At 55.3% G+C, this 25467-nt stretch carries 22 protein-coding genes; 16 read left to right on the plus strand and 6 right to left on the minus strand.

All coding sequences use genetic code 11. From position 1 onward, the window contains the following. Positions 1-4 precede the first annotated feature (4 nt). Positions 5-514 carry a YbhB/YbcL family Raf kinase inhibitor-like protein gene (locus tag FD38_RS06420; RefSeq protein WP_057732459.1) on the minus strand — a complete coding sequence of 170 codons (510 nt, stop codon included), beginning with the start codon at positions 512-514 and terminating at the stop codon, positions 5-7. Between the two features lie 202 nt (positions 515-716). On the opposite strand from FD38_RS06420, the gene FD38_RS06425 reads away from it, so the two are divergent. Then, positions 717-1883 (plus strand): ArgE/DapE family deacylase, encoded by a 1167-nt coding sequence (locus tag FD38_RS06425; protein ID WP_057732461.1) that lies wholly within the window; start codon positions 717-719, stop codon positions 1881-1883. Between the two features lie 151 nt (positions 1884-2034). Then, on the plus strand, positions 2035-2781 hold the full coding sequence (locus FD38_RS06430) for a potassium channel family protein (RefSeq protein ID WP_057732463.1): 747 nt from the start codon (positions 2035-2037) through the stop codon (positions 2779-2781). A gap of 41 nt (positions 2782-2822) precedes the next feature. Here the strand turns inward: FD38_RS06430 and FD38_RS06435 are convergent, their stop codons facing one another. Continuing rightward, entirely contained in the window at positions 2823-3347 is a 525-nt protein-coding gene (locus FD38_RS06435; RefSeq protein ID WP_225430797.1) for a hypothetical protein, read from the minus strand. 483 nt (positions 3348-3830) lie between these two features. Between FD38_RS06435 and FD38_RS06440 the strand changes: the two genes are divergently transcribed. After that, positions 3831-4694, plus strand: a complete 864-nt coding sequence (locus tag FD38_RS06440) for an aldo/keto reductase (RefSeq protein ID WP_057732466.1) — start codon at positions 3831-3833, stop codon at positions 4692-4694. 342 nt (positions 4695-5036) lie between these two features. On the opposite strand, the gene FD38_RS06445 is transcribed toward FD38_RS06440, so the two are convergent. Beyond that, entirely contained in the window at positions 5037-5426 is a 390-nt protein-coding gene (locus FD38_RS06445) for a hypothetical protein (RefSeq protein ID WP_057732510.1), read from the minus strand. Between the two features lie 426 nt (positions 5427-5852). On the opposite strand from FD38_RS06445, the gene FD38_RS06450 reads away from it, so the two are divergent. From FD38_RS06450 to FD38_RS06485, 8 genes are all read left to right on the plus strand, one after another. Then, positions 5853-6389 (plus strand): GNAT family N-acetyltransferase, encoded by a 537-nt coding sequence (locus FD38_RS06450; protein ID WP_057732468.1) that lies wholly within the window; start codon positions 5853-5855, stop codon positions 6387-6389. Positions 6390-6729: 340 nt separating this feature from the next. Beyond that, positions 6730-8169, plus strand: a complete 1440-nt coding sequence (nhaC, locus tag FD38_RS06455; protein ID WP_057732470.1) for a Na+/H+ antiporter NhaC — start codon at positions 6730-6732, stop codon at positions 8167-8169. Positions 8170-9012: 843 nt separating this feature from the next. Beyond that, on the plus strand, positions 9013-10506 hold the full coding sequence (locus tag FD38_RS06460; RefSeq protein WP_083485295.1) for an MFS transporter: 1494 nt from the start codon (positions 9013-9015) through the stop codon (positions 10504-10506). Beyond that, entirely contained in the window at positions 10499-11668 is a 1170-nt protein-coding gene (gene aroC / locus FD38_RS06465; protein ID WP_057732472.1) for a chorismate synthase, read from the plus strand. Before FD38_RS06460 ends, aroC begins: the two co-directional genes overlap by 8 nt. A gap of 9 nt (positions 11669-11677) precedes the next feature. After that, positions 11678-12205 carry a hypothetical protein gene (locus FD38_RS06470; RefSeq protein WP_057732474.1) on the plus strand — a complete coding sequence of 176 codons (528 nt, stop codon included), beginning with the start codon at positions 11678-11680 and terminating at the stop codon, positions 12203-12205. A 12-nt stretch (positions 12206-12217) separates the two neighbouring features. Then, positions 12218-13531 (plus strand): 3-phosphoshikimate 1-carboxyvinyltransferase, encoded by a 1314-nt coding sequence (aroA, locus tag FD38_RS06475; protein WP_057732476.1) that lies wholly within the window; start codon positions 12218-12220, stop codon positions 13529-13531. Beyond that, on the plus strand, positions 13524-14621 hold the full coding sequence (locus tag FD38_RS06480; protein WP_057732478.1) for a prephenate dehydrogenase: 1098 nt from the start codon (positions 13524-13526) through the stop codon (positions 14619-14621). The genes aroA and FD38_RS06480 overlap by 8 nt, the downstream gene beginning before the upstream one ends. A gap of 1 nt (position 14622) precedes the next feature. Further along, positions 14623-15150 (plus strand): shikimate kinase, encoded by a 528-nt coding sequence (locus tag FD38_RS06485; RefSeq protein ID WP_057732480.1) that lies wholly within the window; start codon positions 14623-14625, stop codon positions 15148-15150. Positions 15151-15884: 734 nt separating this feature from the next. Here FD38_RS06485 and FD38_RS06490 read toward each other — a convergent pair. After that, positions 15885-16370: a GNAT family N-acetyltransferase gene (locus FD38_RS06490; RefSeq protein ID WP_057732482.1), complete on the minus strand. Its 486-nt coding sequence runs from the start codon at positions 16368-16370 to the stop codon at positions 15885-15887. A gap of 335 nt (positions 16371-16705) precedes the next feature. Between FD38_RS06490 and FD38_RS06495 the strand changes: the two genes are divergently transcribed. From FD38_RS06495 to FD38_RS06510, 4 genes are all read left to right on the plus strand, one after another. Further along, a complete protein-coding gene (locus tag FD38_RS06495) occupies positions 16706-18325 on the plus strand; it encodes an Nramp family divalent metal transporter (protein WP_057732484.1) in 1620 nt (539 codons plus the stop codon). 391 nt (positions 18326-18716) lie between these two features. After that, positions 18717-20333, plus strand: coding sequence for an Nramp family divalent metal transporter (locus tag FD38_RS06500; protein ID WP_057732486.1), 1617 nt, complete (start codon positions 18717-18719; stop codon positions 20331-20333). Between the two features lie 12 nt (positions 20334-20345). Next, positions 20346-20777, plus strand: coding sequence for a universal stress protein (locus FD38_RS06505; RefSeq protein WP_057732489.1), 432 nt, complete (start codon positions 20346-20348; stop codon positions 20775-20777). Between the two features lie 113 nt (positions 20778-20890). Beyond that, on the plus strand, positions 20891-21520 hold the full coding sequence (locus tag FD38_RS06510; RefSeq protein WP_083485296.1) for a cation diffusion facilitator family transporter: 630 nt from the start codon (positions 20891-20893) through the stop codon (positions 21518-21520). Between the two features lie 68 nt (positions 21521-21588). On the opposite strand, the gene FD38_RS06515 is transcribed toward FD38_RS06510, so the two are convergent. Together FD38_RS06515 and FD38_RS06520 are read right to left on the minus strand one after the other, a co-directional pair. Then, entirely contained in the window at positions 21589-22575 is a 987-nt protein-coding gene (locus FD38_RS06515; protein WP_057732493.1) for a GMP reductase, read from the minus strand. A 25-nt stretch (positions 22576-22600) separates the two neighbouring features. Further along, on the minus strand, positions 22601-23884 hold the full coding sequence (locus tag FD38_RS06520) for an adenylosuccinate synthase (protein WP_057732496.1): 1284 nt from the start codon (positions 23882-23884) through the stop codon (positions 22601-22603). Between the two features lie 274 nt (positions 23885-24158). On the opposite strand from FD38_RS06520, the gene purB reads away from it, so the two are divergent. Next, positions 24159-25454, plus strand: coding sequence for an adenylosuccinate lyase (gene purB, locus FD38_RS06525; RefSeq protein WP_057732498.1), 1296 nt, complete (start codon positions 24159-24161; stop codon positions 25452-25454). The last annotated feature ends 13 nt before the right edge of the window (positions 25455-25467 follow it).

Genomic DNA, 25467 nt, shown 5'->3' on the forward strand with positions numbered 1-25467 from the left:
CCTTTTAGACCCGCCCACGTAACGTGATGGTGGCGGTGTCGAGCACGTGACCGTTGATTTGGTGTAACAGGTCGTTTAACCAGAAACCGTCTTGCAGGTCCAGCTTGGTGTTCAGCGCGTAGACCGTCAGACTGTAGTCGTGGTCTTGGTCCGGTGGAAAGGGACCGGTGTAGTTTTGGAAAATCGCCGGGTCGGTGTTGCCCACCAAAGCCCCGGCGTTACTGTTGCGACCGTGAACGTGGGAAATCGCGTTGGTCCGGGATACGTCGGCCGTGATTTCGCGGGTCGTGCCCGGGAAGTTAGCGGCGACCCAGTGAATCCAAGGGAAGCCGGAAACGGGGACGGCATCGAAGTCAATTAAGTTCAACGCTAACGTTTGGGTCTTCTTGGGGATTTTACTGAGACTGATGGGAAATGATTTAACCGGGGTGCCCTGATAAACGTCATCCCCCGTGGCATGCTTACTGAATTCATCGGCGAGGTAGCCGTTATCGGTCGGTACAAAGATACGCATGAAATCCCTCCTATAAGGTCTAATTACTTTCATTATACCGCAGGTGGTGGCGGAACCGCGAACGAATTAGCTATGCAACTTTATGTATAAAAATCCGTATAGTAAAAATAATCCGCATAAATTATTAAAATACACTTGATTTTTGATTAAAATGGCGTAAGCTTGGTTTAATCATTTTTTCAGAGAAAGGATTTGACCCAGGATGACTCCCCAAGCCAAAATTGAAATTTTACAACATTTGATCCAGATTCCGTCCGTGAACGCCCACGAGGCCGACGTGGCCGACTATCTCGCTAGTCTCTTCGCCCCGTACCCGCAGGCACAAGTCGAACGCCTGACCTATGCCCCGGGCCGCGATAACCTGGTGGTCACGATCGGTAACATGACCGGACCACGCTTGGGATTGTCCGGGCACATGGACGTGGTGGCCCCCGGCGATGAAAGTGCGTGGACCCGCGCGCCGTTTGGCGGCGAAGTCGTAGGCGACCAACTCTTCGGGCGGGGGGCGTCGGACATGAAGAGCGGACTAGCCGCCATCGTGATCACCATGCTGGAGTTCCTGGAACAGGGGACGCCGCTGGCCGGGAGCGTGCGGTTGTTAGCCACGGTCGGCGAGGAGACCGGCGAATACGGAGCGGCTCAGCTGACCGATGCCGGGTATGCCGACCATCTCGCCGGTCTGGTGATTGCCGAACCCAGCGGCCTGGACCAGGTGGTTTACACGGCGCGGGGCGTCATCGACTATAAGGTGGTCTCCACGGGCAAAGGTGTCCACAGCGCGAGCCCGGAACTGGGGATCAACGCGATTACGAATTTAATGAAGTTTTACAACGCCGTGGGGCCGTTGATGGCCCAACACACTAAGACCGACCCCGTCTTGGGCGGCCTGTTGCACAACGTTGACCTAATTTCCGGTGGGGAACAGATCAATTCGATTCCGGCCCACGCCGAACTGATGGCCAATATGCGGACGATTCCGGCGTACCCGAACCAGGTGATTTACGATGAGTTAGAAGGCCTAGTGGCGCAGCTCAACCAGGAGCCGGGCGTTCAATTGGACCTGTCGTACAGCTTCCCCGAAGAAGCTATTCCGGGCAACCCGAACGCGCCGTTGGTCCAACTGGCAAAGCAGATCAGTGACCAGGTTTGCGGTCACGACACTAAGGTAGTGGGGTCCGGGGGCGCCAACGACGGGGCGGAGTTCTTACGGGCCAAGGGCGATTTCACCAGCATCGAAATCGGCCCCGGCAGCAATACCTCGCACCAACCCGACGAGTACATTGCCATTCAAGACTACTTACAAGCCATCGACTTTTACGAGGCCTTGGTGCCGGCGTTCTTTGCGGCTCAGACCAAGGTGCACGCCTAACGCCATTTAGCGGTTCTTCCCTAATTCCGGGAAGGACCGCTAAATTTTTGCTAAAAAAAGGGCGCAATTTGGTAAAGTTTTGCCGGAAAACTTGGCAGGGTCGCACCGAGCGACTATATTAGAGCTTAATTCATTAAGGGGAGCGAAAAATGTGACAACGCAACAACGCGACCGATGGCTGGTGGGCTACCACCTCGGGGTGACCGCCCTGACCCTGTTGTCCGTGCTCAACGTCGGCTTATTACTGGGCCAATGGGGGCCAGTCGGGGTGGAACGGCAGGTCAGCAACGGACTATTGGTGATCTTTGCGATCGACTACTTCGTGCGGTTAGCCCGGGCCCAGAACCGGAAAATTTTTCTCATTCAGGCGGCGTTTGACCTCTTGGGCATCATCCCCATGCACCCGGTCTTCGCCTGCTTTCGGTTAGGGCGCTTAGTCCGCCTGATTCGGGCCCACCACCTGTTCTGGCGGTTGGGCCTCGACGGCGCTTGGACTAAAGCCTATCACCGGTTCATTTACAGTACCGGCTTCATCTACCTGTTTTCAATCAGCGTGGCCATCATCGTCCTCAGCGCGTTTCTCTTCTCGGTGGTCGAGCGGCAAAGCCTGGCCAATTCCCTGTGGTGGGCGGTCACCACGGCTACCACGGTGGGGTATGGGGACCAGACGCCCCACACCGCCATCGGGAAAATCATCGCGAGCGTTTTGATGTTTGGCGGCATTGGGTTTATCGGGTTGTTGACCAGCACCATCACGGACTTCTTTACCACCCAGGCCCAACCGACCACGCCCGCCCAACCGGAGGACCTGACCGCGTTACTACACAAGATCGACACGTTGACGGCGAAGGTCGACCAGCTCCAAGCTCAGGTTCGGCAGCTCGACCGGCACCGCTAAAAAAAACGGCCCGCTGTCAAAGGACAACGGGACGCGCTAGTTTAACGGACGAATTGTAAATTGTAATTCCCCTGACCATCGGACGTGATGGTGTAGGTCGAGTATCCGGCCTGTAGCCACTGATTCTTCGAGGCCTGCGCCCAGTTCTGGGCGTCGTTGACCGATGAGAAGGTGTGGGTGGTGTCAAATGAGGTCGGATTACTGCTACTACTGCTCTTGGTGGCCGAACTTTGGCTGGTGGTCGACGAACTAGCCGTCGAGGATTTTTGGACCTCGGCTTGATCGAGCAACTTTTGTTCTCTAGCCTGAGTAGCACTGTTACTTTCGGCATTAACGATGGCCTGCAGCTTTTGGTGCTGGGATGCGGTCAGGGTACCGTTGGTCAAATACTTGCGGTATTTGGCTTGAAAACTCTCGTAAGCGGACGATTCGGACGCCGACGAGGACTTCGTTGTGAGCGAGGACTCGGCGCTGGACGCGGTGGCGGTGTCCGAGGATGATGAGGATTTATGGGTATTGATGACCAGCACCAACACGATGGCGATGGTCAGCGTCAGTAAGGTCATGATCCAGGGCCACCATCGGCGTTGACGCCGCCGTCGCCGAGGAGTGGGTTGATCGTCCGCATTAAAATTATAGCGTTGTACGCGTGATTTTGGGTCTTGGTTGTTCAACTGAAAAACCTCCATGTCCAGAAACGGTAAATTGGTCGTGAGGCGACCAAGCCAGCATGGCGTGACTGTCGGTGAAACGACTATCTGATCACACCCAGAACGGGCATCAAAAATCTAATGAGTTAGCGTCATAATAGCATGCGAGGCGTTCCCCTAACTTAAAATCCGGGGAATCCCGACCGTTTCTTTGTTGTGAATCCAAAAAACGAGTTTACCGCCACGACGGTAAACTACCACACCCTTCATCTTACCGCAAAAGCCCCACGGAGAGAAACCAAAACCACCATTTTTCTCATTTTAGATGGCCGAAAGTGGGGGAAAGCGGTCAATTATTGTATGATGGAGACATAAAGTTGAAAAGGTGGTTTTTAAATCATGCATAATGAGATTCCAGCCTTACCATTAAACAATGGCAATCGCATTCCCCAACTCGGCCTGGGGGTCTTTCAGGTCGACAACGCCGAAGATACCAAGAACGCCGTGAAGTGGGCGTTAGCGGCCGGCTACCGGCACATCGACACGGCGGCCTACTACGGTAACGAACAGTGGGTGGGCGAAGCCATCCGCGAAAGTGGTCTCAAACGCGAAGACGTTTTTGTGACCTCGAAATTGTGGAACAACGAGCGAGGCTACGACCAGACCAAGGCGGCCTTTCAGGCAACGCTTGATAAGCTGGGTTTTGAATACCTCGACATGTTCCTGATCCACTGGCCGGCACCGGGCTACGAAGAAAGTTGGCGGGCCATGGAAGACCTGTACAAGGCCGGCAAGATCAAGAACATCGGGGTCTCCAACTTCCAGCAACATCAACTGGAACACCTGATGGAAAAGGCCACGGTCAAGCCGGTGGTCGACCAGATTGAAACGCACCCGTACTTCCAACAAAAAGAGTTGCACGCCTATCTGGAAACGCAGGGTATCTTACACGAGGCCTGGAGTCCGCTAGGCGGCGGCCGCAACAACGCCTTACACGACGCCGTGATCAACGAAATTGCGGCGGCCCACGACGTTAGTGCGGCGCAGGTCATCTTGCGTTGGCACGTCCAACGCGAGGAAATCGTGATCCCGAAGTCCACGCATGAAGCGCGGATTGCGGAAAACCGCGACATCTTTGCCTTTGGCTTGGACGAAGACGAAATGCACCAAATCAGTGACTTAGACGCCGGTAAGCGGGTCGGCCCGAATCCAGACGATGACGCCTGGTTGAAGCAGTCCCAGACTTACGCGGGCCGCAAATAGCGCGAAGCTTTAGGTAAGATAAAGCTGGTCGCCCTCCGGCGCTCAGGGGCTGGAACGCCAGTGGGCACAACTTCAAGCCTCGAAAGGCCCACGAGTCTTGAAGATTGGCCTTATTCTAGGTCGGGAAAGAACCCCGGCCAAGAATAATTTCACCGGCTGAGCCCCTGCTCGCCTCCGGGCTGGACGTTAGCAATTCCGGCCTACGATTGGTTTAGAGATAACGTCGTTTTTACTTTAGTAGCCGCTCAGCAAAGCAGCAAAAGTAAACACTCTACTAATTTGAAGACTTATAATTAGCAAAATGGCGATCCTTCGGTAACCGGGGGAGCGTCATTTTTAGATTCAACGGTATTTAGGGATGCCCTTGGCTTTCGCTTCGGCGCTGAGCTTATCCCCGATGATATTGGTCGCGGTAATCGGGACCTTGGTGAACGGGCTGAAGAGCCGGGGCTTGTCCGGGTTAGGGACGTCCTGATTCTCCCGCAAATTGGGCACCCAGGATTTCAAGTCGGCATAGTGATAACCGAGTTTTTGTGCGTAGTAGATAATTTCACGGTAGGTGACGTTTTTAAAGTAGAAGTAGTACGCCAGTCCGGCGGCCACGAAGTACCACAGAATGGTCCATTGCAGGCCAATCTTGCTGGGGGCTAAGAAGCCGGTGGTCACGGCGACCACGACGAAGGCCACGTAAAGGACCACGGCGGCAATCGCCCAGCGTAATTTGTGCGTCAAGTTAATCATCTCACTTCCGGTTGAGTTGTTCCCAGTGTAAGGGGCGCACCCCGGTAAATTCAAGCGATTTGGTCAAATTTAAAGGGGAATCCTCGAAATTTGGGCTTAGTCGTGTATAATAGCACAGTATTATATCTGTGTATTATCTTAGTTGAGGCAAAATAGTTAATCTAAGAGATGCAGGACGTAATTCTATGAATCTGATGTAGGTGAGTAATTCTTTGATTAGGGTTACGCAATGAGAATTAAACGTTTGTTTCATCACCTGCTAGTCAGTTACTAGGACCCGCTTTGAGGCTAGATGATGACTATTTGTTGAGGATTGATTCCAAAGCGGCCATTTCTGACTGGCCCGGAAGCGTTTATTAAAGGCAAGTCCTAGTTATCAAATTGTTGTGAGCCGCTGAGAAATGAGAGGTAGACGAATTGAAGTTAAGCTTTGAAACGATTCAACCAACGGATTTTGACCAAGTCGATCAGGTTGTGACGGACGCCTTTGCGCCGGTCAACGAAAGTCACGGACGGGAGGTCGCTTTCCTTCACCAGCTGCGAACCACTTACGATTACCAACCAAGTTTTGAAATGGTCGCTAAGCCCGACACGGAACAAGTCGTGGCCCACGGGATGTTAACGCCCGTCACGGTGCGTGGAGACCGCCACACCACTAAGATTCTGGCCTTGGCGCCGTTAGCCGTGCACCCCGATTGGCAAGCCCAAGGGGTGGGCAGTCGGCTACTGAGTGAGTTAGAAGTCCGGGCGCGCCTAGAAGGTTACCCGGCCATCAGCGTGGTGGGCGATTCTAACTACTACGGGCAACGTGGATACGTGATGGCCGAAGAATTTTCGATCCATAACAGTCGGATGGTGCCCATGGGTAACCACTTGATCAAACCGTTGACGCCCGGGGCCTTGGCCCACGTCGGCGGGATGTTAGAATATCCGGCGGCCTTCGATAAAATTTAAATTAAAGGTTGACGGCCTTTTCTCATCGTGCTATCATTCTAGTCAATCAAATAACGAACGCTAACTTCCATTACAAGTAGCGGATTATCTGGGTGTCAGAAAGTCGGTGGGTGCTGCGAACCGATCAGGGTAATTTCGACGAAATACAGTGGAACGTCCTGGTCCGCCAGGCGGAGAAACTAGAACCGTTACCTTCTAGAGAGTGGATTAGCTGGGCCCTTAGGCGGACTGGCTAGTCAAGCTGGGTGGTACCACGGTAGAAGTCAATCAATCGTCCCTGTTGCAAGGAAACTTGCGGCAGGGACGATTTTTTTATTGAGAGAACGAGGAGAGTGGTCGTATGAAACAAGCAAAGCAGTGGCAACCCGTTAAATTAGGGGAAGCCTTGATCGTGTTACTTCTGATGTTGGTGATTATGGGAACCGGGGTCATTAAGTTTGGCTTGTCCCCCCAAACGCCGGTCATGTTGGTCATTGCCCTGGTCATCTTGTGGGCGCGGGTCCGCGGCGCCGACTGGGAAAAGATTCACGGCGGTATCATTGACGGTATCAAGACCGGAATCATCCCCATCTTCATTTTCATCCTGATTGGGGCGCTGATCAGTGTCTGGATTCAAGCCGGGATTATTCCGTCCATGATGGTGGTTGGGTTTCACTTAATCTCCGCCAAATGGTTCGTGCCGTCGGTCTTTCTGGTGTGTGCCATCATCGGGTCGTCCATCGGGAGTGCCTTTACCATCATCTCGACCGTGGGAATTGCTCTGTTCGGGATGGGCGCGACCATGGGGATGAACCCCGCGTTAGTCGCCGGGGCCATCATCTCTGGGGCCATCTTCGGTGATAAGACCTCGCCGCTATCCGACTCGACCAACTTGGCGTCCGCCGTGGCCGAAGCCGACCTGTTCAGCCACATCCGTAACCTGATGTGGTCCACGATTCCGGCCTTCCTGGTGTCGCTGGTGATTTACGCCGTCATCGGGACCGGTGCCGCCAGTGACAACGGCATGAGCAAAATCGCTACGACCGTCAACACGTTACAGACGCACTTCACCATCAGTTGGTGGGCCGCTTTGCCACTGGTCATCATGGTCGTTTGTGCCGTGATGAAGGTGCCGGCCATCGCTACGCTGTTCTTAAACATCGGGGTGGCCATCGTAATGATTTTTGTGGAACAGCCTAAGACCTCATTGTCCGGGTTAGCCACGACCATCGAATCCGGGTTCGTGTCCAAGACCGGGAACGCCAGTGTCGACGCCCTGTTATCCCGGGGTGGGGTCAGTTCGATGATGGGGACGGTTTCCCTGATCATCTTGACCCTGTCATTAGGGGGCTTACTGATGAAGTTCGACCTGATCCAAACGGCGATGACGCCACTGGTCAACCATCTGACCAAGTCTGGATCTCTGGTCACCGCTGCCATCTTAGGGGGCATCGGGGTCAACATCTTCGTCGGCGAACAGTACTTATCCGTGATCTTACCCGGCAAGGCCTTCAAGCAAGCCTTTAACCAACGCGGGTTAGCCAACTTAGCGTTAAGCCGGGTCTTGGAAGATGGCGGGACCGTCATCAACTACCTGATTCCTTGGGGCGTGGCCGGGGCCTTTGCGGCCAACACGCTGGGCGTCTCGACGCTGGCTTACCTGCCATTCTGCTTCTTCAGTCTATTGTCGCCAATCTTCTCGATCATCAGTGGGTTCACAGGCATTGGCTTGAAGCGGCAAGCGCCCGCTGCGGCCACCAACGCCACCACGGCCGTTACGCCGGAAGCTTCTGGTCGGTAGAGTTGTTAGATCTGTCGTTGTTGGTCGCCTTACCGGTCGGTCCCAGTGGGGCTGGAACGTGGTGGGCACGACTTGAAGCCTCACCCAACCCGTGAGTCTTCAAGCTCGACCTTTCTGTAAGCCGGGAAACCCACCCGCCTAACAGAAATTTCACCACTGAGCCCCATTGGGATCTCCCTCTCGGCTAAGATTGGTGATTCCTCCCAGATGGCGGGAGCACTTAACGGTGGGGGACTGGGGTACCAACTTTTCCTGAGAGTAGCGCAACGGCGCCGACTGGCGTTCCAGTAGTGAAATTATCCTTAAGCGACGTTTCTTGTCGCTTTAGGATAAGGTCGAGTTCTGGAGACCGCCGGGGTTGGGCGGGCTTCAGAATCGTGCCCACTACTGGAACGCTGGCTCGGCAGAGTGCAGCGGCTGGCACCACGACAGCCGACCGGCAAGGCGGCTCACCAACGACTAGCCTCCACAAAAAAAGAAAATTAAAATGAAATTAGCATTGACATTGTAAAATGAGAATGTTTTAATATAACCAATCACTTAAACGGAAAGGACAGATAATCATGACAACCTTACAGTTACCAACGACCGCGTATTATTTTGGCTTAGTTTACTTTAGGTAGCGTCCGTATCGCATTCCAGATACGGGCGGCACACACGTCCGTGTCTAGAGTTAGCGAAGTCATGATTGTCTTTGGCCAGCTAGACACGTTTCACCTAGCTAGGCTAAATCCAATTTCTCTCGAGAAAAAATCCGTCTTAGGGCGGGGATTAGGTCAGCTAGATGAATCTCTAGCTGGCCTTTTTGTTTGCTTTTACCGTCAAATCAAGGGAGAGAGTTCTATGAATAAACGCACGTTATCACTCAGCCTATACCTGAACTACTTCGTTCACGGGATTGGGTTGATCATCCTGACCCAAAACATGCAGGCGCTCAGCCAGCATTGGAATTCACCGCTGGCCACCGTGTCCTACGTCTTCTCGGGTATCGGGATCGGCCGGATCTTCGCCTACTTCATCTTCGGTAACTTGTCCGACCGCTTCGGCCGCAAGGTCTTCGTCAACATCGGGATGCTCAGCTACCTGGTCTTCTTCTTGGGCATGGCGTTCGTCAGCAACATCCAAGTGGCCTACGCCTTAGCTATTGTTGCCGGGATCGCCAATTCGGCGTTAGATTCCGGGACCTACGCGACCTTCATCGAAATGGGGGGCAATCAGGGTTCCGCCAACATTTTGATCAAAGCCTTCATGTCCATCGGGGAATTCATCTTGCCCCTGTTCATCGCCACGCTGGAAGCCAACCAGGCATGGTACGGCTGGTCCTTCATGTTAGCCGCCGCGGTCCTGGTCTTCAACCTGTTCTTCTTGAACCGGCAGACCTTCCCACAACGGAACCTGGCCGACGACGCCACGGCGGTCGCCGCTCAACAGTTACCCAAGTCCCGCCGGATCCTTGCCTCGTTAGGCTTGGCGGGTTACGGGTACACCTCAATGGCTCTGATGATTCTTTACACCCAGTGGATTAGTCTGTTCGTCACCAAGACTTACGGCTTCGGTCCGGTCTTAGCGCACCTGTTGTTGTCGCTGTACAGTATCGGCTCCATCACCGGGGTCATCGTGATTTTCATTCTTCTGCGGGCCGGCTTCGCGGAACGCAAGTTGTTGGTCGGCATGAACGTGGGCTCCCTGGTGACCCTCGCGGTGGTCTGCTACGCGGCCGTGCCGTGGTTGTCGATGATCGCCTCGTTTACCTTCGGGTTCTTAGCCGCCGGGGGCGCGATGCAAATCGGGTTAAACATCTTCTTGCGGTTGTACCCGCACATCAAGGGGACGATTACCGGGACGTTCTTCACGTTCGGCAGTGTGGCGGCCTTCACGATTCCGCTGATCACCGGTTGGTTGTCCAAGCAAAGCATTGCCGCGGCGATGCGGTCCGACTTAGTGGTCGCCGTTGCCGGGTTGATTTGTGTGGCGGTCACCGCCTGGGCGTTACGACCGACGCATTCGTTAGAAGCCGACCGCAAGACCATCAACCAAATCGACCAAAAGATCGTCCGCTTGTTGAATCAACGGTTCGAGACCGTTACCGACATTAGCGACCTGAAGCAACAGGCCCACTTGCCGGTCTTGGACCAGAGCCGAGAAGACCGGGTCTTGGACCGGGTCGCTCAACGCAGTAATCAAGCGGCGCACACGCCGTACCTACAAGCCATTTACCAAGCTATTATGAGTAATTCGCGGGCTTACCAGACCGCCCGTAAGACTACCACGCACCACGTGACCCCGGCCGCACCACAGGCTAGCGGGCTAACCAATAAGGAGGATTTACATGATTAATTACGTAACCGCAGGCGAATCACACGGCCCCCAATTAACGGGCATTCTGACCGGCATTCCCGCCGGTTTGACCTTAGACATCGACGCCATCAACGCGGGCCTGAGTGCCCGGCAAGGTGGCTTCGGCCGGGGCAACCGGCAACAGATCGAACACGACCAGGTCACCGTGGTCGGCGGCCTGCGCCACGGCGTCACGTTAGGCTCGCCGTTAGCGTTGACCATTCAAAACCGCGACCACGCCCACTGGGCCAAGATCATGAACCCGACCAGCCCGGCCACTCCGGAAAATACCCTCCGGCAGGTGACTCGGCCGCGACCCGGTCACGCCGATTTGGTCGGGGGCATGAAGTACGGCCACCGCGATTTGCGCAACGTTTTGGAACGCTCCTCGGCCAGAGAAACCGCCATGCGGGTGGCTATTGGGCAGATTTGTAAACAACTCTTAGCCCAACTGGACATCCACTTGGTGGGGTACGTCCAACAAATCGGTCAGGTCAAGACCGACCCGCAAGCCGGGCTAGACGTGGCCGACCTGGAACACGCCATCACCCAAAACGACCTGCGCATCACCGATAACACCAAGGTCGACGAGATCCACGAGTTGATTACCGCGACGCGCAAGGCCGGCGATACGCTGGGCGGCGTGATTCGGGTAGTCGCCACCCACGTGCCGGCCGGCTTGGGAAGCTACACCAACTGGGACACCAAGTTGGATGGCAAACTCGCCGCGGCCGTGATGGGCGTCAACGCCATGAAGGGGGTCGAGATTGGCGACGGCTTCGCGGCCGCGGCCAGTCACGGTAGCCAGGTGATGGACGAGATCGACTGGAACGCCGAAGATGGCTGGTCACGGTTGACCAACCACCTGGGCGGGTTCGAAGGCGGGATGACCAACGGCATGCCAATCATCGTCAAGGCGGCCATGAAGCCGATTCCGACCCTCTACAAGCCGCTACAGAGCGTCGACATTGCCACCAAGGAAGTCAAGAAGGCTAGCGTGGAACGCTCCGATACCACTGCCATCGTGCCGGCGTCCATCGTGGTCGAAAGTGTGGTGGCCATCGAATTGGCCAAGGCAATCACGGAAACGTTTGACGGCAGTAACCTCGAGCGGCTGAAGCGGACCATCGCCGAGTACCGCGACGAGCTCCAACGCTACTAAGGGGCGACCATGAAAATTCATACCCTGGGGCCCAGAGCGACCGATAGTTACGCCGCGGCCCAGCATTATAACCAAGTCGCGTACGCCGGGGCGGCCACCATCGTGGGGCATTCCAGCTTCGAAGAGATTTTGACCGACCTCGACGCGTACGCGCACGACGAATTGGTGATTCCGGCGGCCTTCAAGTCGCCCACGTTGCACGCCAGCTGGGGCGACGTCCATTATGCGTTGCTCGACCACTGGACCTTAAAGACCAGTTTCATCACGGCCCTGGATCCGCTGGTGGTGGTGCAACGGTTAGATGCCGACAACCGCATCGGATACACCCACGCGGCCACGGCCCAACTGCTCCAGCGAATCGTCAGTCAGGTGGACGTGCAGACCGCCACCAGCAAGTATTTAGCGTATCGCGCCTATCAGGATAACCGGGGCGCCTACGTGTTGACCAACGAAAAAAACGTCAGCTTAGGGGCTGACGAACGACTATTAAAACGCCTCACGCCCAGCATGGTGTGGTGCGTCTATCAAATTAAGTAAGGGTGAGACCAGATGATCAAAACATTAATGCGCCGGCCAACGACCGGTTTACACGGCGCCATCACGGTGCCCGGCGATAAGAGTATTTCCCATCGCGGGCTGATCTTGGGGGCCATTAGTACGGGGACCACGCGGTTGACCCACTTCTTAACGGCCGCGGATTGCTTGTCGACGTTAAACGCGTTACACGCGTTGGGCGTGCCGATTCAGCGCGACGGTACCACGGTCACGGTGACCGGCCAGGGCTTACACGGCTTACGGGCCGCCAATCAGCCCCTCGATATGGGGAACGCCGGGACCGCCACGCGCTTGATGACCGGGTTACTGGCCGGCCAAAACTTCGACGCGACGTTGGTGGGGGATGCGTCGTTGAGCCAACGCCCGATGGCCCGGGTCCAGCAACCGTTGGCTACCATGGGTGCGCAGATTGACCTGACGGCCGGCCACCTGCCAATGCAAATTCACGGCCGGGCGTTACACGCCACGCACGTCGAGATGCAAGTGGCCAGCGCCCAGGTCAAGAGTTCCTTGATCTTAGCGGCCTTACAGGCGGACGGTCCCAGCACCATTGTCGAAAAGCTCCCGACCCGCGACCACACCGAACGGCTCTTGCGGGCGTTTGGCGGTGACTTGACCACGGCGGCGGACGGACACACCATAACGGTCCAGCCCCAACCGCACCTGACCGGCCAAAACATCACGGTGCCCGGAGACGTCTCCTCAGCGGCCTTTTTCTTGACGGCGGCCAGCATCGTTCCCGGTTCGCAAATTACTCTCAAGGACGTGGGCTTAAATCCCACCCGGACGGGGATCATCGACGTGCTCCAACGGATGGGCGGCCACCTCGACATCCGGCCGACCGACCAGCCGGGGGAACCGCTGGGTGACATCACGGTCAGCGCCGCGCAGTTACACTCCATCAAATTGACGGCCGCCGATATTCCGGCGGTGATCGACGAGTTGCCGCTGGTGGCCTTACTGGCCGCCACGGCCGACGGGGTCAGCGAAATCAGTGGGGCCGAGGAGCTGCGGGTCAAGGAGACCGACCGCATCGCCACCATCGTGACCGAACTACGGAAATTGGGCGTGCAGATCACCGAAAAACCGGACGGCTTTATCATCGACGGGCGGCCAACCTGGCGGGTCACCGACGCGCAATTTGACAGCCACGGCGACCACCGCATCGGCATGATGATGGCCATCGCGGCCCTGCGGTTGACCACGCCGACCACCTTAGCGGACGCCGGGGCCATCAACATTTCCTACCCCAGCTTCTTTGACGACCTGACCCACTTGACTACCGAAACGGAGGCCACTCATGCCTAAAATCTTGATTAAGGGCCTCGGCCTGATTGGTAGTTCGCTAGCGTTAGCGATTCGCGCGGCGCACCCGGACGACCGGCTGGTGGGCTGTGACGTCAACGGGGACAGCCTCGACTACGCGGTGGCCCAACACCTGATCGACGAACGGGCGGACGACTTCATGGCCGCCGCACCGACCGCCGACGTGATTATTCTGGCCGGCCCGGTCAGCGTGATCTGTGACGACTTGGCGTTGCTGGCGTCGTTGACGCTCAAACCCGACGTCTTGATCACCGACGTGGGGAGCACCAAGCAAACCGTCTTACGGGCCGCTAAGCCCTTGCAACAGCGCGGCGTGACCTTTATCGGCGGCCACCCCATGGCCGGGTCGCACAAGTCCGGGGTCACCGCCGGACGCGCCGATTTATTCGAAAACGCGTTTTACTTTCTGGTGCCGGGCCTCGCGCCGAGTAGCGCGGTGACCCGGCTACAGGACCTCTTAGTCGGCGCTCACGTCAAATGGTTGACGGTCACGCCGACCCAACACGACCGCATCGTGGGCCAGCTGAGTCACTTACCCCACATCGTGGCCGCCGCGCTGGTCAACCAGACGCAAGCCGCGTTGGCGGACTCGCCGTTGGGGCTGCGGTTAGCGGCCGGGGGCTTCAAGAGCATCACTCGGATCGCCTCGTCGGACCCGACCATGTGGACCGCCATCCTACTGAACAACGGCGCATTAGTGGCCGACCAGTTACGAGCCTACCAGGCGGAACTGAACCGGATGGAAACGGCGATTACCACCCGAGATGCCGCGCAGATTAACGCGTTTTTCACCCACGCGAAGACCACCCGCGACCACCTGGGGCCCGACCGGTTGGGGAGCCTACCTAATTTTTTTGATTTATTCCTGAACGTGCCCGACCAGGTTGGCGCCATTGCGGACGTCACCCACCGCTTGGCTACGGCCCACCTGAGCTTAGTCAATATTCATATTTTAGAGATTCGTGAAGAAGTCGACGGGGTCTTGCAGCTGACCTTCGGGGAAGCCGCGACCCGCGACCAGGCCGCCGAGCTATTACAGGCCGCCGATTACCAGATTGTGAGGAGGAGTTAACATGCAGGCAATTTTGATTGGCTTCATGGGCAGTGGGAAGACCACCGTGGGGCAGTTATTAGCCACGGAACTGGGGACCCACCACGCCGACTTGGACGACATGATCGTCCAACGCGCCGGGAAGACCATTAGTACGATTTTTGAGGAACGGGGCGAAGCCTACTTTCGCCAGCTCGAACAACAGACCCTCCGCGACGCCATCGCCCAACCGGGAATCCTCTCCACGGGGGGCGGCACGCCCACGATTGCGGCCAACGCGGCGATCTTAAAGGCCAGCCCGGTACCCGTCATTTGTTTGACGGCCAGCGACCAGACGATTCTGGGACGCGTGGCGCAGGACACCGGCCGGCCCCTGGTCGACGAATTAGGCAGCCAAGGGTTAATGGCCCTGAAGCAAAAGCGCGCGGCCCTGTACCGCGCGGCGGCCGACGTTCTGGTGGCCACGGACAACCTGACCCCGGAACAAATCGTGGCCGAGATCAAGACCCGGATTTTACGGCCGGTACACCGACTGGCGGCCAACGGGTAAAGCAATTTAAACTCTGATGACTAGAGTCCGTCTTAAATAATTAATTTGGAGTATTCAGCGCCTCCGGGCCAGTCAGAAATGGGCTGGAACGGAGTGGGCGCGGCTTCAAGCCCGCAGTTCAGGTCTTGAAGACCGACCTTTGTCTAGGCTGGCAAGGAACGCCAACCAACACAAATTTCACTCCTGAGCCCATTTCTGACTGGCCCTCCAGCTTACACGAGTTATAACAATAATTAAACTAGATTCTTTTCAGCAAAGGGTAAGGGCTGGTCATTTAAATCGGCGATTGGGTTAGGCCCTAGGAGCATCGTTTTGGTTACGTGGTCGAATAGCTGGACATGGATGGTGAAATAGTTTATTTATAGAAGATGAAGTTTTTACTCGTTGGCGTTTAATAAAAGTAGTAAAAGAAAATATAGCGGATACAAAAACGATATCGAAACGGACTATTCACCGTGTAAAGAAAGGTTGATGAATATGGCACAAACCACCCTAGAACAAAGCTTGTTAGAATTAGACCAGTTGTTAGATGGCCATAACCCTGGGGCAATCATCCATGAACGTTGCTTACCAGCGTCTCCAGCGGAAAAATGACTGATAGCGCATTATTCTGAAGTTAAAAGGGCAACGTTATCATGAAATCTTTCATGACGACGTTGCCCTTTTGAAGTTACCGGACGATTATCTCGACATCAGAAATCGTGGAAAGCTCACATGATCAACGGCAAAACGTTCTAGTTGAGCGTCTTCACCAGGTCGTACCAGGTTTCCCCGGCGTGAGTGGAACTCGACACGCCGACCTTGACGTACCCGTTCTTCTGGTAGAAGGGGATCCGGTCGGCCAGGCAGGTCAAGGCGATGGTGTCGCAGTGGTGGGCTTGCGCGACCCGGGCCAGGGCGGTCAACAATTGACTGCCGATCCCGCGCCCCTGGGCCGCCGGTGAGACCGCCACGGTCAGAATCATCTGGTGACCGCCGGTGGGCCGGTTGGTCGGCGCGTCGTCGTACATCCAGTCTTCGACTAACGGTTGGTCGACGATGGGGCCGCAAATGAAGCCCAGTACCTGGTCGCCGTCTTTGGCCACCAGAAAGGTTTCGGGGAAGGCCTTCAGCCGCGCGGCGTAGGCGGCCGGACTGCCGGCCTCGGCGGGGGTGAACCCGGCGTTTTCAATGGTGAGGATGGCGGGAAGGTCCGCCGCAGTAGCTTGACTGATTTGCAAAAAATCGCTTCTTTCTTCAACTAAAGTACTGAGATTATGTTCCCTAGTGTACCGCGAGTTCGGGACGGTCACCAGTTAATTTTGGCGGGAGGAGGTGATGTGGGGGCGTAATTGAACAACCGGGGTTCGTAAAGTATGGCATACAAGCGACCACCTTTAAGGACGTTTTATAGACCCGGGATGGGCCTTTTTTGCTACACTTTGGGCGATTAAGAAAGGAGCGAAGTAACTACAGAAAGCCGAAGTTGGGTGCGCGTGACGGCGCAATGGACCCGGACAATGTGGCGCCCGGATTGAACCACTGATCACCCATCCGTTGAAAGGAAGTTTTTTTCATGGCGGAAACGACGACCAAGAAGCGTAAGCTGATCCAATACGCCAACGGACGATCACTAGAGGAAATCAACGGCACCGTGGATGTGCCGCACAATATTAGTTTTATGAAGGCCTTGTTCATGTATTCGGGGCCCGGGGCCTTAGTTGCCGTGGGGTACATGGATCCCGGCAACTGGTCGACGTCGATTACCGGGGGGCAAAACTTCCAGTACCTGTTAATGTCTGTCATCTTGATTTCAAGTTTAGTCGCGATGCTGTTGCAGTACATGGCAGCCAAACTTGGAATCGTGAGTCAAATGGACTTGGCCCAAGCCATTCGGGCGCGAACCAGTAAAGCCCTGGGCATTGTCTTATGGATCATGACCGAATTCGCCATCATGGCGACCGATATCGCCGAAGTTATCGGGGCGGCGATTGCGTTATACCTGCTGTTCCATATTCCGTTGATCATCGCGGTGTTCATTACCGTTTTTGATGTGTTGCTTTTGCTCTTATTGACCAAGATTGGTTTTCGGAAGATCGAAGCGATTGTGGTCTGCCTGATTATGGTGATTCTGGTGGTCTTCGCCTACCAAGTCGCCTTGTCTAATCCTAACTGGGGTGGCGTTTTCGCCGGCCTGATTCCGACCGGCAAGACGTTTGCGGCCAGTCCGACCGTGGGCGGGTCCAACCCGCTACAGGGGGCGCTGGGCATCATTGGGGCGACCGTCATGCCGCACAACTTGTACCTGCACTCCGCCATTTCGCAAACCCGGAAGATCGACCACAATTCTGAAAAGGACATTGCGCGGACGGTCCGCTTTGCCAGCTGGGATTCCAACATCCAACTGACGCTGGCCTTCTTCGTTAACGCGCTGCTGTTGATCATGGGGGTCGCCGTCTTCAAGTCCGGCGCCGTCAAGGATCCGTCGTTCTTCGGGCTGTTTCAAGCGCTGTCCGATACGGCGACCATGAGTAACGGCGTGTTGGCCTCGGTCGCCAAGACCGGGATTTTATCCACCTTGTTCGCCGTCGCTTTGTTGGCCTCTGGGCAAAACTCCACGATTACCGGGACCTTGACCGGGCAGGTCATCATGGAAGGCTTCGTCCACATGCGGATGCCGCTGTGGTTGCGGCGCTTAGTTACCCGGGTCATTTCCGTGATTCCCGTACTGATCTGCGTGTCCATGACTAGCGGCAAGAGTGCCATTGACGAACACGTGGCCTTAAACGATTTGATGAACAATTCGCAAGTCTTTCTGGCCTTTGCCTTGCCATTCTCGATGCTGCCGTTATTGATGATGACCGACAGTAAGTTGGAAATGGGAAAGTTCAAGAATTCCTTATGGGTCAAGGCGTTAGGCTGGTTGTCCGTGATTGGGTTGACCGTGCTGAACATGCAGGGCTTACCCGACCAAATCACCGGCTTCTTCGGGGACAACCCGACGGCGGCCCAAACGGCATTGGCGCACGGCATCGCTGACTTCCTGATTGTCGTGATTCTGGCCTTACTGCTCTGGACGATCGTTGAGTTGCACCACGGCAATAAGCAGTTAGCCGCCCATCTGAAGGCGGAAGGGCAACCGTCCGCCGTAGAAGCGGCGATGACCGAAGGCGTGGAGAACCACGAGGAAGATTAAGGTAACCAGCCCCCGATATCTGGGGGCGGCCATTTTGACCGGTGTCACCATCTAGGAGTGTGACCGTTGACGGAAAACGTCAGCGGTCACACTTTTTGTTATGGAACAATAAGTAGGAAGTTTAGGGTCCCTTAAAAATGAGTTGGTATTATCAAAAAAATATCGACCGAATTTTCGTGGGGATTTCCGGCAGAAAGGCCGGTTTAGCGGCGAGGAGTCTACGCCGAAATGGCCACGTTGGTTCCGCTTTCAAGTAAAAATAAATAGTTTAAAAAATAATCTTATTCAACGCAAACTAAGTTTAGGGTCAACTAAAAAAGTCTTTGCACGAGTTTAGATTTAATGTACAATGGGGCTGTTGTTAAGTTGTAAAGAGAGAGGGTTTTTTGTCGTGTCGGATAACGCTGTGAAGAAACACAAGTTGATTCAATACGCCAACGGTCGGTCGTTGGAAGAAATCAACGGTACCGTGAAAGTGCCACGTAACATTAGCTTTGGTAAGGCGCTGTTTATGTATTCTGGTCCGGGTGCCCTGGTTGCCGTGGGGTACATGGATCCCGGGAACTGGTCCACGTCGATCACCGGGGGGCAAAACTTCCAGTACTTATTGATGTCTGTTATCTTGATTTCAAGTTTAGTTGCGATGTTACTACAATACATGGCGGCCAAACTTGGGATCGTGAGTCAGATGGATTTGGCCCAGGCCATTCGGGCGCGCACCAGTAAAGCGTTGGGTATCGTGCTCTGGATCATGACGGAATTAGCCATTATGGCCACGGATATCGCCGAAGTTATCGGGGCGGCGATCGCGTTATATCTATTATTCAATATTCCCTTAGTTATTTCCGTGTTCATTACTGTCTTTGACGTTTTGCTCTTACTGCTGCTGACCAAGATTGGCTTCCGGAAAATCGAAGCCATCGTGGTTTGTCTGATTCTGGTCATCCTGGTGGTCTTCGCCTACCAAGTGGCCTTGTCCAACCCTAACTGGGGCGGCGTCTTTGCGGGCTTAGTGCCCACCGGTGCTACTTTCGCGGAAAAGCCAGTGATTGGCGGGAACAATCCGTTACAAGGAGCCTTAGGAATCATCGGGGCGACCGTGATGCCGCATAACTTGTACCTGCACTCGGCCATTTCCCAAACGCGGGAAATCGATCACAACGATGAAGCCGACATCGCCCGGACTGTGCGTTTTGCCAGCTGGGACTCCAACATTCAGCTGACGTTGGCCTTCTTCGTCAACGCGTTACTGTTAATCATGGGGGTTGCCGTCTTCAAGTCCGGTTCCGTCAAGGATCCATCGTTCTTCGGCCTGTTCCAAGCCTTGTCCGATACGTCGACCATGAGTAACGGGGTCTTAGCCGGGGTCGCCAAGACCGGGATCTTATCGACCTTGTTCGCCGTAGCGCTGTTAGCCTCCGGGCAAAACTCCACGATTACCGGGACCTTAACCGGTCAGGTCATCATGGAAGGGTTCGTCCACATGCGGATGCCACTTTGGTTACGGCGTTTAGTTACCCGGTTGATTTCCGTGATTCCCGTGCTGATCTGTGTCATGATGACCAGTGGGAAGAGCGCCATCGCCGAGCATACCGCGTTAAATGACCTAATGAATAACTCACAAGTCTTCCTGGCGTTTGCCTTGCCATTCTCGATGCTGCCGTTGTTGATGATGACCGACAGTAAACTAGAAATGGGGAAGTTTAAGAACGCCATGTGGGTCAAGATTCTCGGGTGGGTCTCCGTTGTGGGACTGACCGTCTTGAACATGAAGGGCTTGCCAGATCAAATCGCCGCCTTCTTCGGGGACAACCCAACGGCCGCTCAAACCAATACCGCCAATCTAATTGCTTATCTGTTAATTGCCGCAATCTTAGCGCTCTTGGTTTGGACCATCGTGGAACTGCACCAAGGCAACAAGCGGTTAGCTAACCACTTGAAGTCTGAAGGGGTTGAGTCCGCCGTGGAAGCTGCCAAGGTTGATGGTGTTGAAAACCAAGAAGCATAAGGGGCGATAGGAATGGCAACGAAATTTAACCGTATTTTAGTCGGGGTTGACGATTCGGCCGATGCGCTGTTAGCATTTGAGTATGCGTTGCATCAGGCGAAGCGTGACGATGCGGAATTGTACATTGTGTCCGTGTTGGAAAGCGACGACATGAGTGTCTACGAAGCCTTGAGCAAAGACTTCGTGCACGGGGAGCGTCAGGCGCTGGAACAACACATTCAGGACTATCAACGTCAGGCTAAGGAAGCCGGCCTCACGAAAGTTCACGCGTTGGTCGCGGACGGGGAACCGGGAGAAACCATCGTTAAAGATGTGATCCCGCACGTTCAACCAGATTTGTTAATCATTGGCTCGGAAGCTAAGAAGGGTGTTCGGCGCCACTTCGGGAGTCAAGCCGCTTACATGGCGAAGTACTCACCGATTTCGGTCTTGGTCATCCGGTAATTAGCTGTTAAAATTAAATTAGCATCACTTGTGGCGGTCTAAGTCATGTTCAATTCGAACATGGCTTAGGCCGCCACTTTTTAGACAAACTTAGTTAAAAGGGGATAAAAAACATGACATCAACCAAGCAACAGGCGTTTCGCCGGGGGTTACACCTCGAATATTTCTCAACGGCCTGGATGACCTTTGAGTTTCTGGTCGGGTTTACTTCGGGGGTCAAGGCGGGTTCCATCCTGCTGATTGCCTTCGGGTTGGACAGCTTTTTGGAAATCATCTCGGGCAGCACCTTGATCTGGCGGCTCCGCAAGTCGGTGACGGGCACGGCTAGCGATGCGGAAATCGCGCGGGCCGAGCAGCGGTCGTCGTTAATCGTGGGGACGGTCCTGCTGTTGCTTTCACTCTACGTCATCGGGGTGTCGGTGTACAACCTGGCCACGCACCAGTTGGCGGATACCAGTTGGTCGGGGATCGCGATTGCCGTGGCCTCAGTGATCCTAATGCCACTGTTGACCGTGGGTAAACGTAAAATCGGCCACCAGATTGACTCGCCGGCGTTGATTGAGGACGGCATGTGCAATATCACCTGCGCTTACATGGCCGGCACGGTCTTGGTGGGGGCAATCTTGACCGCCGCCTTTGGCTGGTGGTGGGCCGATTCCGTGGCCGCATTGGTCCTGGTCTACTTCATCGCCAGCGAGGGCTGGGAAGCCTTTCAAAATGGCCGGGGTAAGGACGAACAGTGAGCTAGCTGGACAACAAAAAACGACCGATTCGCCCACACGGGAATCGGTCGTTTCGTCTCATTTCGGATTTAATAGTGGTCGCCGTTGGTGATGGAGTTCTTGACGATCACGTAGTCGACGGTGCGAATGTCCAGCAGGTTGCGGCCACCGGCGTAAGAAATCGAGGACTGTAAGTCTTGGTGGATTTCCTGTAAGGTGTCGGCGATGTCGCCACGGTAAGGCACCAGCATCTGCTTGCCTTCCACGTTGCGGTAGGCGCCCTTCTGCTTCTCGGACGCGGAGCCCCAGTATTGCTTGTAAACGCGACCGTCGATGGTCAACTTACTCCCCGGCGATTGTTCGTGGCCGGCTAACATGGACCCAATCATTACCATGCTGGCGCCAAAACGCACAGACTTGGCGATGTCGCCGTCGTAGCGAATCCCCCCGTCGGCGATAATTGGTTTCCGGGCCGCCTTAGCGCAGAGCCGGAGGGCGGCGAGCTGCCAGCCCCCGGTCCCAAAACCGGTCTTCAGCTTGGTGATGCAGGCCTTACCGGGGCCGATACCGACCTTGGTGGCGTCGGCGCCCGCGTTTTCCAATTCCCGGACAGCTTCGGGCGTTCCGACATTACCGGCAATCACGAAACTGGCGGGCAGGGTGGCCTTGATCTTCTTGATCATCCGAATCACGGAATCGGCGTGCCCGTGGGCGATGTCGATGGTAATGTATTCGGGGACCAGGTCGGCCGCCGCGAGTTCGTCGATGAAGGCGTGCTCGTCGGGCTTGACGCCGACACTGATCGAGGCGAACAGGTGCTTAGCGTGCATGCGTTCGATGAAACCGCGCCGTTCCTGGGGTTGGAAGCGATGCATCACGTAGAAGTAGTCGTTTTGCGCCAGCCAGGTGGCCAGTTCTTCGTTGATGACGGTTTCCATGTTGGCGGGAACCACGGGAATTCTAAACTTGCGGCCGCCAAAGGTAATCGTGGTGTCGGCGTCGGACCGGCTGTCGAGGATACACTTGTTGGGAATCAGTTGGATGTCTTCGTAATCAAATACTTCGGATGGATGCATCGCTGGTCAACTCCTAATTAATGGATTAGTCCCAGATGGACTGTAAAATGTTGGTTTGTTCACGGTCGGGGCCCACGGATAAGGTAGCCACGGGGACGCCGACGAGTTCTTCAAGCCGCTTGACGTAGTTGCGGGCGTTTTCGGGTAATTCCGCCAATGACCGGCAACCGGTGATGTCTTCGGTCCAACCCGGTAATTCTTCGTAGACCGGTTGGCAAGCCGAGAGGTCCTTCAAGCTAGCGGGGTAGTGGTAAATCGTTTCGCCGTTAAGTTCGTAGGCCTTGCAGATCTTGACGGTCTTCAGGCCGGTCAGGACGTCTAAACAGTTCAAGGACAGGTGGGTCAAGCCGGAAACGCGCTTGGCGTGCCGGAGTACCACGCTGTCGAACCAGCCGATCCGGCGAGGCCGCTTAGTAACCGTGCCGTATTCGTGGCCGGTCTCCCGGATGGTGTCGCCAATCTCGTCGTGAAGTTCGGTTGGGAATGGCCCATCACCGACCCGGGACGTGTAGGCCTTGCAGACGCCGACGACTTGGTTGATCTTAGTCGGGCCGACCCCGGAGCCGATGGTCACGCCCCCAGCGACAGGGTTTGAGGAAGTGACGAACGGATAAGTCCCGTGGTCGATGTCGAGCATGACCCCTTGAGCGCCTTCGAACAGCACGTTCTTGCCGGCGTCGATGGCATCGTTGATCACCACGGAGGTGTCGGTGACGTGGGCCTTCAATTGCTGCCCATATTGATAGTAGGTTTCGAAAATATCGTCAAAATTGAGGGGTTGTTCGTCGTAGAGTTTGACGAACAACTCATTTTTTTCGGCCAAGTTTTGCTTGAGCTTCGCGGCAAAGATGTCGTGGTCAAGCAAATCGGCCACCCGGATACCGACCCGTTCGGCTTTATCCATGTAAGCCGGGCCGATTCCCTTGTTGGTGGTCCCAATCTTGTTGGTCTTGGTCTTTTCTTGGCACTTGTCCAAGAGAATGTGGTACGGCAAGATGACGTGGGCCCGGTCGGAAATCCGGAGATTGTCCGTGGCGACGCCGTTGTCGTTGAGGTACTGCAGTTCTTCAACTAAGGACTTCGGGTTCAGGACCACACCGTTACCAATCACACTGGTCTTATCCGCGTAGAAAATCCCGGACGGAATCAAGCGTAATTTGAACGTTTGGCCGTTGAAGACGATGGTGTGACCGGCGTTGTCGCCCCCTTGGTAGCGCGCGATAACGTCCGCTTTTTCACTCAGAAAATCAGTGATTTTGCCCTTTCCTTCATCGCCCCATTGACTACCAACTACTACTGTTGATGACATAACAACACCTCATCGTTTTATTTTTGCTAAGCCGAACGACCCAGCAAGAATTAATTTACCATGTTCGGAATTAAAAAGCAAGCCGAAAGCGAACGATTATAAATTATTTTCTATTATCATTCTATTTATTGCGGGACATCACTAAAAGCTAAGACTAGTTTATCGGCAAAAATACCCAGTTTTAGGATAATCTATGCTATAATAGCAGACGGAGATTTACCGAATAATTATTAAAACGTTCGTGTTTTACCGTAAATTTAAGGAGGAACCCCCCATGTTATCACGTTATACGCGTCCCGAGATGGGCAAGATTTGGTCGTTACAGAACCAGTATGCGTCCTGGTTAGCCGTAGAAATCGCGATTGACGAGGCCTGGGCCAAGTTAGGCGAGGTCCCGGTGGCCGATGCCGAGAAGATTCGCGCCAACGCCACCTTCGACGTGGACCGCATCGCCGAGATTGAAGCCGTGACCCACCATGACGTGGTCGCCTTTACCCGCGCCGTGTCCGAATCATTGGGTGCCGAACGTAAGTGGATCCACTTTGGTGTCACTAGTACCGACGTGGTCGACACCGCGCAGGGGTACCGCTTGAAGCAGGCTAACACCCAACTGCGGCAGGGCATCGTGACGCTGATTGCCACGTTAAAGACCATGTCGCTGAAGTATAAGGATACGGTGATGATCGGCCGGACTCACGGGGTGCAAGCCGAACCGACCACCTTTGGGTTGAAAATTGCCCGCTGGTACGCGGAAATGCAACGGAACTTGGACCGCTTCGACCGGGCCGCTAAGGGCGTTGAGACCGGTAAGATCAGTGGCGCCGTGGGGACGTTTGCCAACGTGCCGCCCGAGGTGGAAGCCTACGTTTGCGACCGGCTGGGCATTACCGCGCAGCCCATCGCCAGTCAGGTGCTCCCCCGCGACCTGCACGCCGACTACATTGCCACGTTGGCGTTGATTGGGACCAGTATTGAAGAATTTGCCACGGAAATCCGGAGTCTCCAACGCTCGGAGATCCACGAAGTCGAGGAACACTTCAATCCCGGCCAGAAGGGGTCGTCGGCCATGCCGCATAAGCGTAACCCCATCGGGTCGGAAAACGTGACCGGTTTGGCGCGGGTCCTGCGGGGCAACGTCATTACGGCCTACGAAAACGTCAGCCTGTGGCACGAACGCGACATCTCGCATTCGTCGGCCGAACGGATTATCTTGCCGGAGACCACCACGCTACTGGACTACATGCTGCACCGTTTCAACCGAATCTTGACCAACCTGGACGTGTTCCCCAAGACCATGCTGGCCAACATGAACCGGACCTACGGCTTGATTTACAGCCAACGCCTGTTACTGAAGTTGATTGAGGCCGGGATGAGTCGTGAGGACGCCTACGACCTGGTCCAACCGTTGACCGCTAAGGCCTGGGACGAACAAACCCAGTTCCGGCCGTTGGTGGAAGCCAGCGCGGGGATTCGCGACCGGCTCACGCCAGATCAGATTGAAGACGCCTTCGATTACCACTACCATCTGCGCCGGGTGGACGTGATTTTTAAACGCTTAGGCCTAGAATAGTTTACTGAACGCC

Origin of the sequence: Levilactobacillus zymae DSM 19395, assembly GCF_001434115.1 — a bacterium.
Taxonomy (GTDB): Bacteria; Bacillota; Bacilli; order Lactobacillales; family Lactobacillaceae; genus Levilactobacillus; species Levilactobacillus zymae.

Coding starts and splice junctions, on each gene's coding strand:
- FD38_RS06420 (WP_057732459.1), bottom strand. CDS start 514: ATGCGTATCTTTGTACCGACCGATAACGGCTACCTCGCCGATGAATTC.
- FD38_RS06425 (WP_057732461.1), top strand. CDS start 717: ATGACTCCCCAAGCCAAAATTGAAATTTTACAACATTTGATCCAGATT.
- FD38_RS06435 (WP_225430797.1), bottom strand. CDS start 3,347: ATGACCTTACTGACGCTGACCATCGCCATCGTGTTGGTGCTGGTCATC.
- FD38_RS06440 (WP_057732466.1), top strand. CDS start 3,831: ATGCATAATGAGATTCCAGCCTTACCATTAAACAATGGCAATCGCATT.
- nhaC (WP_057732470.1), top strand. CDS start 6,730: ATGAAACAAGCAAAGCAGTGGCAACCCGTTAAATTAGGGGAAGCCTTG.
- FD38_RS06460 (WP_083485295.1), top strand. CDS start 9,013: ATGAATAAACGCACGTTATCACTCAGCCTATACCTGAACTACTTCGTT.
- aroC (WP_057732472.1), top strand. CDS start 10,499: ATGATTAATTACGTAACCGCAGGCGAATCACACGGCCCCCAATTAACG.
- FD38_RS06470 (WP_057732474.1), top strand. CDS start 11,678: ATGAAAATTCATACCCTGGGGCCCAGAGCGACCGATAGTTACGCCGCG.
- aroA (WP_057732476.1), top strand. CDS start 12,218: ATGATCAAAACATTAATGCGCCGGCCAACGACCGGTTTACACGGCGCC.
- FD38_RS06480 (WP_057732478.1), top strand. CDS start 13,524: ATGCCTAAAATCTTGATTAAGGGCCTCGGCCTGATTGGTAGTTCGCTA.
- FD38_RS06485 (WP_057732480.1), top strand. CDS start 14,623: ATGCAGGCAATTTTGATTGGCTTCATGGGCAGTGGGAAGACCACCGTG.
- FD38_RS06495 (WP_057732484.1), top strand. CDS start 16,706: ATGGCGGAAACGACGACCAAGAAGCGTAAGCTGATCCAATACGCCAAC.
- FD38_RS06505 (WP_057732489.1), top strand. CDS start 20,346: ATGGCAACGAAATTTAACCGTATTTTAGTCGGGGTTGACGATTCGGCC.
- FD38_RS06510 (WP_083485296.1), top strand. CDS start 20,891: ATGACATCAACCAAGCAACAGGCGTTTCGCCGGGGGTTACACCTCGAA.
- FD38_RS06515 (WP_057732493.1), bottom strand. CDS start 22,575: ATGCATCCATCCGAAGTATTTGATTACGAAGACATCCAACTGATTCCC.
- FD38_RS06520 (WP_057732496.1), bottom strand. CDS start 23,884: ATGTCATCAACAGTAGTAGTTGGTAGTCAATGGGGCGATGAAGGAAAG.
- purB (WP_057732498.1), top strand. CDS start 24,159: ATGTTATCACGTTATACGCGTCCCGAGATGGGCAAGATTTGGTCGTTA.